This window comes from Caballeronia sp. (assembly GCF_049581465.1).
GTDB lineage: Bacteria > Pseudomonadota > Gammaproteobacteria > Burkholderiales > Burkholderiaceae > Caballeronia.
The window spans coordinates 1-7,582 of sequence record NZ_JBAUSA010000093.1 but is presented as its reverse complement, the minus strand read 5'-3'; the positions used below and the strand labels follow the sequence as shown (position 1 = coordinate 7,582).

Genomic DNA, 7,582 nt, shown 5'->3' with positions numbered 1-7,582 from the left:
AACAACAAGCGCCGATCCCAGCCTCATCCCCAATACCCTGGTGCACCGTAGCTTCAAGTAAATCGAGAAATAAACGCACACGCAATGGCAAATGCCGTCGCTGCGGAAACACAGCGTGAATTCCGATCGGCGGCGCAGCAAACGCATCGAACACACTGACCAGCCGGCCGCTTGCCTATGTTTATGGAAAGAACCTTACAGAAGCAGGCTCAGCCGGTAGCTGATCCAATCCCCGCCTTCGATAAACCGACACCCTTTCACCGACTTCTCCGCGACCGGATACGTCATGCATTCGATGACCTCGCGCCGCTGATCGATCTCGACCGCAGCCTGCACCGTTTCCACGCGATACAGGCCTTCGACACCCGGCACGATCATTTCGATGCCATCGAGCACGGGAATGAGCGCATCGTCGATCCGGTATACATCGCCGATAACCGGGCCCGCCGTGGCATCGAGCACGAGGCCCGGATACTGGCCGAAGTCATACAGGCGCCCATTGATCTCGCTCACGCCGACAAACTCGGGCGCCGCGATTCCATGACGCTCAGCCGCGCGTGAGATGTCGTTGATTTCGCCCGCGCGCAGCGTGCCGTAGATGAAAACGTATTGCATGCATGCCCCTCGAAATTCGTCCATCGGCATTATGCCAAGCGCAATATCGGCGGCAATGGCTTTAATATTCCCGTTGAAAAAACGCTGAGGAAGCCATGTTCGCCCCGCCCGATGACAATCCGCCACCCGGCACCGTCGAACATCTCGACATTCCGGCCGAGTCGTCGCCCACGCGCGCGCACCCGATCCGCGTACGCTCCCGGCCGATGGCCGCCGGCGTGCGCATCGCGCAGCATACGCACGCGTGGGCGCAACTTGCGTGCGCGTCGCACGGGGTATTGCGTATTGCAGCGTCGGGCTCGACCTGGCTCGTACCGCCGTCCCGCGCGATCTGGTTGCCGCCGAGCGTGACGCATGAGGTGGTTATCGTAGAGGACGCGCACTTGCGCACGCTGTATGTGGACCCAAGCGTGGTGCCGGCGGGACTGGATACGTGTCGCGTGGTGGAGGTGTCGCCGTTATTGCGCGAGGTCGTGCTGGCGCTCGACGACACGGCCATCTCGCGCGAACGCGAGCGCCTGTTGGGCACGCTTGCCATCGATGAAATCACGCGCTCGCAGCCATTGCCCCTGTCCGTCCCAATGCCCATCGACAAACGTCTGCTGGCGCTTTGCGAAGCGGTTCTCGCCGATCCCGCTGCTGCCGATTCGCTTGAAAGCTGGGCCGAGCAAGCTGGCGCGAGCACTCGCACGATCGCGCGACTGTTCAAACGTGAGTTGGGCGTGAGTTTTTCGCAGTGGCGCCAGCAGGTGGTGCTCGCGCATGCGATCCCCTTGCTGAGCCAGGGAAGACCGCTTGCGCAGGTCGCGCAAACGCTCGGCTACCACAGCCAGAGTGCCTTCTCGGCCATGTTCCGGCGTGCGTTTGGAGAAAGTCCGCGCGCGTTCTTTGCCCGCGACGGCGAACAGTAGCGCGGTGCTGCTTTCGTTGTGCTTTTGTATTGCTTCTATACGCAGCGCACCATGTGCCTGATCGCGCCGAACTGCGCGAGCCGCGAGCCGGCTGTTTTGTAGCCCATCCGGATATAGAGTCGGGCAGCGGGGTTATCGACGAACACGCGCAATTGCGTTTCCGTGAGTCCGCGAGCGCGAGCCCATCGATGAGCCGTTTCCAGCAGGAAGGTGCCTGCACCGGTACGGCGCCATCCTTCGACCACCTGGACATCGCGGATATGCAGCGAATTGCCTTCTTCGGTCACGCGCATCACGCCGATCGCCTCGCCGTTGCCTATCAGCACGAAGTTTTCCGACTCGCGCCAGCTGCTGAGAAAAAGGTCGCTTCGCCAGACGAGATTGTGTCGGCGGTAATAGCCGTTCATGTTGTTGCGCGTGAGAGCCTCGGCGAACGAAAAGTCGTCCATCGACGCGAGGCGCAACTGAAACGGCGAGAGTTCTTCTGTGGGATCAAGCATTACGCGTAAAAAGCACTGAACAGGTCATCACACTAAGTCAGGCCACGCGCTCTGGCAATGGACAATTTTACCGGTAAGCCGTTTTTGTCACGTGCGACTGGGATGTTTTCCGTGGCGGTCAGGTTTGGCTGTAAGGCCCGTGCCGGTGTCCCTTGTTGGACGAGGGCTGGCGTTTAATTTGAGATATTGATTCGATACAACAGATGCTTAACTAATCAAGCTGTAACGCGACGACCAATAGACGCGCCGACAGTCGCGGTCATCGCCCACAACGCCAGTGCCAGCGAACTCTTTTCCTTCGGATAGGAGCCCAGCAGGATGGATTGCGACAACGGGATCAGCGGCCCCGCCAGCACCCTGCAAGATGCGAGCGGCAAGCAGCACAGGCAGGTTCGGCGCCATGCCGCACAACCACGAAGAAAAGACGAACAACAGGATCGCGGCCACAAACAGCTTGACCTGCCCCACCCGCCGCACAAGCCACCCGGTTAGCGGAATCGCCACGGCATTGGCCGCCGCGAACAAGGTGATCACGCACGTGCCTTCATCGACGGATACGCCAAGATTGCCGGAGATGGTCGGAATCGCAACGTTCGCAATCGATGAATCCAGCACGTTCATGAACGTGGCAAGCGCGACGGCAAGCGTCGCCAGGACGAGCCTGCCCCGAGTTGGATATCGGTCGACCGGATCTCGCCGAGTTGCGTCGCGACTTCGCTCAACGCAGTGATCAGCGTCTGGTCGTAAGTTGCGACCGCATAGTCAAAGTCGGCGTAGCGGCCTTTGAGTTGGGCGCGCAGCGCGCCGCCATCGAAGATCGGCAGATGGGATCGCGGCCTTGCTCGGCGCCTGGTGGTGTGGAAACACTGAGCCCACCGACATACGAGGCGAAGCGTGTGCGCGCGATTTGAACTTGAGGGAGGTGTTCGACTGAGCGTTGATGGGTGGGGGCGTGCTACGTTCGGGCCAAAAGCCTGTAATGGAGCAACGACGACACTTAGGTATTGGCGGTTTGAACGCGTTTCTTTGCTTCATTTCTTTGCGCGTTTGCAAAGAAATGAAGTCCCGCCCCGGATAGGGGCTAACAAAAATAAGCAAGAAAATCCGACTTAAGCAGAACGACCACGCGAGCAGAAGGACTCAACGCTCTCCCCACACTCGCCGCGAACAGAACCGCCCTAAAACCCCAACCGCCGACAGAAGGCTACCTCTCCGGTGGTTGCGCCCCAGCATAATACGCAGCTGCAGCATCCATCTCCTCCGGAGTCATATTCCGCGCCACATTCCGCATTTGCTGGTTGATATCGTTATGGCGCGTATCGTTCGCGAATGCCAGCAACTGAGCCTTCGTATACGCCGCAGGCAACCCTTCGATCCAAGGCGCACCCGCCTTGTGGTCGATACCCCCATGACACGACGCGCACGAAGCAATATTGCGCATCGGCGCACCATCGGAGACGATAGCGGGCATCGGCACCGCGGCGGCGGCCGCTGGAATCCTGGGTCTCGGCAAAGATGTGTAGTAAGCCGACAGATCTCGCATGTCCTGGTCGCTAAGATTGGCGACCATCGGCGACATGACGGCGCTCTGGCGCGCGCCCGAAGTGAAGTCCAAAAGCTGCTTGTAAATCACCGCGGAATATTGCCCAGCCAGGTTCGGCGAATTCGCTTCGCTGATGCCGCGCGCACCGTGACACATGGTGCATCGCAAAGCGAGCGTAGCGCCCCGACCGACCGCCAACTCGCTCGACACCGACAACAATTGCGGCGTCATTTCCACAGTGCTGGTTTGCACAGTGGGAGGAGGCGTCGCCGATGAATTGCGCAACCATTGCTGCGGCACGCCGGCCGCGCTGCAGATCGCGTTCCAGACACCTTGAAAAGGCGCATCGCTTTGAGCGGACGGCAGCCATATGAAACCCACTACCACGGAGAAAACGACCAGCAAAAGCGTGCCGCCGACCGTCACCGTAAACCACCGGTTACGTAGCGAGAATAGGCGTTCTTCGCTCATCGCTGAGGCCCTCCGACCGGAATGGCCGGCACCGATGTGTCGGATCGCGCGAGCAGCGAGGCGACCGGATAGCCGTAGTTGAACAGCGTCAGGCCGATCATCAGTGCAAGCCACAATCCGAAACTATTGAGCGCGACAGGTATGGTCTTCGGCGGGTGCACGGCCACGCTGAAGCGGTATTCCTCGACGACGATTTTCGGCGCGCGATGGGCCCGGATCAACACGGCAAAGAACAGCGCTGCCGACACCACCAGGATCAATCCGCCGATCACCGACGCAACCACCCATAGCGCCTGCGCCGCGATCTCGGGATCGCTGTAATCGTAGAACGCCATGCGTCGCGGCATGCCGAGAATGCCCACGTAATGCCACGGGAACGTCAGCACGATCATGCCGATGAACCACAGCCAGAGTTGCGTGCGCATGAGCTTCAGGTCTCTCATCGCGCGGCCGGTGAGATGCGGCCAGAGATCGTAGGCAATCGCGAAGTACATGATGACGATCGCGCCCCCGAAGATCAGGTGGAAGTGGCCCGTGATCCACTGCGTGTTATGGATCGTCGAGTCCATCTGATAGCTCATGTTGATGATGCCCCCTGCGCCGCCAAAGCCGAGCATCACGAACGAGAATGCGAGTGCGAGCATCATCGGGTTTTCCCACGGCAACGCCTTGATCCAGCCGAAACTGCCCTTCCCGCCACGCAACCGAGCCGCGATTTCAACCGACGCGCTAATCGTGAAGATGGTCAGCAAGGTCGGCACGGTGACGAGCGCGGTGAACACCGAGTGCATGAACTTGAAGCCGGAGCCGACCGTCGGATCGGCGAACAAATGGTGAATCCCGATCGGCATGGAGACGACAAGGAACAGGATGAACGAGATGCGCGCCATCGAATCGCTGTAGAGACGGCCGCCGATCGCGCGCGGGATGATCGTGTAATACGCGATATACGCCGGCATCAGCCAGAAGTACACGATCGCATGCAGCGTCCACGAGAAGAACACGCGGGCGAGACCGGCATCGATGGTCGTCTTGAAACCGAGCGCCACCGGCAGAATCTGGAACAAGATTTCGATCGCCGCGCCAACCGCCGTCCAGCCCCACAAATAAGCGCCGGCGACGCTGGCGAACATCGCAAGCGGCACGACCTGCCCCGGATGGTCGCGCTTCCACACAGTCAGGTTGATCGACATCAGCGCAACCCAGATCCACGATCCGACCACCACCAGCACGATGCCGATGTAGTAGAACGCGTTGCCGATCATCGGTGGATAGAAACTGTAGAGAACGGAAGCGAGGCCCATCGCGACGGGCACCAAGGCTGTCACCGTGCCAATCGCCACGAGGATGAAACCGGCCCAGGCCCAGCGCACGCCGACCATCGTCTTCTTGAGCGACAGTTCAATCACCGCATAGCCGAAACCCATCGCGATCAAGGTGGGAAACACATACCCCATGGCCGTTCCGTGCGCCGTCACCGAGCGGTAATAATGCTCGGGATTCTGCAGCCACGGATGCAGAGGACTGCGCACATACATTTGCCATGCACCCAGCAGCAACGCGCCGCCGAAGCTGATGAAGCCGAGCCAGAAATGGGCGAGGACGAGTCGCTTGCTATTTAACACAGCTGAGTCTCCGCGAGCCGTTGGCGTTCGCCATTTGAAGGAAAGTCGCCTTGTCGATCACCTGCACGTGCGCCCACATGCTCTGGTGTCCGGTTCCGCAGAACTCGTGACAGGGCATGAGGTGATCGCCAGGTTTCGTGAAGGTTGTCTTGAAGGTCGAGATGTAGCCGGGCTCGACCATCGTGTTGATGTTGGTGTGAGTCACGAGAAAACCGTGTACGACATCGGCGCTGGTCGCGCGAAACGTGATGGGCGTATCGGTCGGGACAAGCAGGCATTGCGGCGTGAACGAATACTGCTGCGCAACAATGCGCACCGTCACCGAGCCGTCCGCCTCCACCGCGCTGCCCAGGTTGCTCTCGATAAATTCGCCGCTCACGTTGAGCGTTTCCGGCCGGATTGTTTCGACGCGCGACGGCGGCATCATCGCCCAGTGGAGACCGGTGAAGATCACCATCGCGACCAGCACGCTGACGATGATCACCATCACAGTCGCCCACTTGCGCTCGATGCGCGCGGCGATGTCCTCCGACGACATTCTGGGTTCAGTGCTCATCGCTTGGTTCTCACTGAATGGCTCATTGAATGACGCCGCGTGGCAGAAAGACGAGAAAGTAGAACGCGAACCACAGGCCGATCACGATGGCCGTCGCCGTTCCCGCAAGTGCTAGTGCGCCGTGCGGACCGTCGCGCACGATTTCGTCGACGGCCGCATCTTCTTCATGTTCCGAATCAGTCATGGAGTCCTCGATATCCGGTTGGAGTTGCGTCAATACAGCGGTGCGGACCGGAGCTGGTTGACGTCTTGCCCGCTTACCGGCGCGCCATGGTTGCCCCAGGCCGTGCGGATATACGTGACCACCGCCGCGACTTCTTCGTCGGAGAGCGATTGGGCGAACGGCGGCATGCCGTAAGGCTTCGGATTCTTCATCGTGCCGGGTGCGTAGCCGCCGTTGAGCACCATCCGGATCGGATTCACGGACGACGTCATCTGGATCGACTGATTGTTTGCAAGCGGGGGGAAGTCCGGCAACTTGCCCTGTCCCTTCGCCGCGTGGCAGATCGCGCATTGAGCGTCGTAGATCTTCTGGCCGAGCGGGAACAAGCGGTTCTTTTCCTCTGCCACGGCGGCCGTTGGCGGCCCGCTCTTTTCGCCAGCGCGCGCGGGCAGCGCCTTGAGATACACGGCGACCGCGCGAATATCCTCATCCGACACATACTGGAAGCTGTCGTAGACGACCTCGGCCATCGGGCCATACACCGCGCCGCGATTCGATACCCCCGTCTGCAGCAAGTCCGAGATGTCCTGGATGCTCCAGTCGCCCAAGCCCGCTTCCTTATTCGACGTCAGCGAAGGTGCGTACCAGTTCTGCACGGGGATCAAGCCGCCTTCGAACTTCTTGGACGGCGAGTTGCCTCCCAGCGCGTTGATCGCGGTGTGGCACATCGTGCAATGGCCGAGCCCCTCGACCAGATATGCGCCACGGTTCCATTCCACCGATTGCGTCGGATCGGGCTGGTACTCGCCTTCGCGCAAGAACAGCGTGCGCCAGCCGTAGAGCAGCGAGCGCTGGTTGAACGGGAAGCGCAGTTCATGCGCCCGGTTCGGCTGATGAATCGGCGGCGTGGATTGCAAATAGGCGTAGATCGCGTCCGAATCGGTGCGCGTGACCTTCGTGTAGGACGCGAACGGCATAGCGGGATACAGCAACAAGCCGTCGCGCGACTTGCCGGTATGCATCATCGTGTAGAACTCCGCTGCACTCCACTTGCCGATGCCCGTTTCCTTGTCCGATGAAATGTTCGGCGTGAAGAGCGTGCCGAACGGCGTGTCCATGGGACGGCCGCCGCCGAAGAGCTTGCCGGCCGGCACCGTATGACACGCGATGCAATCGCCCGCACGCGCGAGGTACTCGC

General features: G+C 60.5%; 8 protein-coding genes and 3 pseudogenes. 1 reads left to right on the top strand and 10 read right to left on the bottom strand.

Annotation, left to right across the window (positions count from 1 at the left end; translation table 11 throughout):
- Nucleotides 1-23: 23 nt before the first annotated feature.
- A pseudogene (locus tag WCA53_RS02325) lies at nucleotides 24-175 on the bottom strand (LysR family transcriptional regulator); the annotation flags it as partial.
- A 20-nt stretch (nucleotides 176-195) separates the two neighbouring features.
- Complete coding sequence (locus WCA53_RS02320; RefSeq protein ID WP_423905056.1) at nucleotides 196-615, bottom strand: gamma-glutamylcyclotransferase family protein; 420 nt, start codon at nucleotides 613-615, stop codon at nucleotides 196-198.
- A 95-nt stretch (nucleotides 616-710) separates the two neighbouring features.
- On the opposite strand from WCA53_RS02320, the gene WCA53_RS02315 reads away from it, so the two are divergent.
- Nucleotides 711-1,526 carry an AraC family transcriptional regulator gene (locus WCA53_RS02315; protein ID WP_423905054.1) on the top strand — a complete coding sequence of 272 codons (816 nt, stop codon included), beginning with the start codon at nucleotides 711-713 and terminating at the stop codon, nucleotides 1,524-1,526.
- A 35-nt stretch (nucleotides 1,527-1,561) separates the two neighbouring features.
- On the opposite strand, the gene WCA53_RS02310 is transcribed toward WCA53_RS02315, so the two are convergent.
- The 8 genes and pseudogenes from WCA53_RS02310 to WCA53_RS02275 form a co-directional block, all read right to left on the bottom strand.
- Nucleotides 1,562-2,026 (bottom strand): GNAT family N-acetyltransferase, encoded by a 465-nt coding sequence (locus tag WCA53_RS02310; protein ID WP_423905052.1) that lies wholly within the window; start codon nucleotides 2,024-2,026, stop codon nucleotides 1,562-1,564.
- A gap of 233 nt (nucleotides 2,027-2,259) precedes the next feature.
- Nucleotides 2,260-2,680, bottom strand: a pseudogene (locus WCA53_RS02305) (MFS transporter); the annotation flags it as partial.
- Between the two features lie 14 nt (nucleotides 2,681-2,694).
- Nucleotides 2,695-2,862, bottom strand: a pseudogene (locus tag WCA53_RS02300) (efflux transporter outer membrane subunit); the annotation flags it as partial.
- A 368-nt stretch (nucleotides 2,863-3,230) separates the two neighbouring features.
- Nucleotides 3,231-4,040 carry a c-type cytochrome gene (locus WCA53_RS02295; RefSeq protein ID WP_423905050.1) on the bottom strand — a complete coding sequence of 270 codons (810 nt, stop codon included), beginning with the start codon at nucleotides 4,038-4,040 and terminating at the stop codon, nucleotides 3,231-3,233.
- Nucleotides 4,037-5,665 carry a b(o/a)3-type cytochrome-c oxidase subunit 1 gene (locus WCA53_RS02290; RefSeq protein WP_423905048.1) on the bottom strand — a complete coding sequence of 543 codons (1,629 nt, stop codon included), beginning with the start codon at nucleotides 5,663-5,665 and terminating at the stop codon, nucleotides 4,037-4,039. Before WCA53_RS02290 ends, WCA53_RS02295 begins: the two co-directional genes overlap by 4 nt.
- Entirely contained in the window at nucleotides 5,655-6,221 is a 567-nt protein-coding gene (locus WCA53_RS02285) for a cytochrome C oxidase subunit II (protein WP_423905045.1), read from the bottom strand. The genes WCA53_RS02290 and WCA53_RS02285 overlap by 11 nt, the downstream gene beginning before the upstream one ends.
- A gap of 22 nt (nucleotides 6,222-6,243) precedes the next feature.
- Nucleotides 6,244-6,405: a hypothetical protein gene (locus WCA53_RS02280; protein WP_423905043.1), complete on the bottom strand. Its 162-nt coding sequence runs from the start codon at nucleotides 6,403-6,405 to the stop codon at nucleotides 6,244-6,246.
- 29 nt (nucleotides 6,406-6,434) lie between these two features.
- The coding region (locus WCA53_RS02275) for a c-type cytochrome (RefSeq protein ID WP_423905041.1) at nucleotides 6,435-7,582 on the bottom strand (1,148 nt) is incomplete at its 5' end.

Bases quoted from the DNA above. Each gene is read 5' to 3' on its own strand.
- WCA53_RS02320 (WP_423905056.1), bottom strand. From the start codon at position 615: ATGCAATACGTTTTCATCTACGGCACGCTGCGCGCGGGCGAAATCAAC.
- WCA53_RS02315 (WP_423905054.1), top strand. From the start codon at position 711: ATGTTCGCCCCGCCCGATGACAATCCGCCACCCGGCACCGTCGAACAT.
- WCA53_RS02310 (WP_423905052.1), bottom strand. From the start codon at position 2,026: ATGCTTGATCCCACAGAAGAACTCTCGCCGTTTCAGTTGCGCCTCGCG.
- WCA53_RS02295 (WP_423905050.1), bottom strand. From the start codon at position 4,040: ATGAGCGAAGAACGCCTATTCTCGCTACGTAACCGGTGGTTTACGGTG.
- WCA53_RS02285 (WP_423905045.1), bottom strand. From the start codon at position 6,221: ATGAGCACTGAACCCAGAATGTCGTCGGAGGACATCGCCGCGCGCATC.
- WCA53_RS02280 (WP_423905043.1), bottom strand. From the start codon at position 6,405: ATGACTGATTCGGAACATGAAGAAGATGCGGCCGTCGACGAAATCGTG.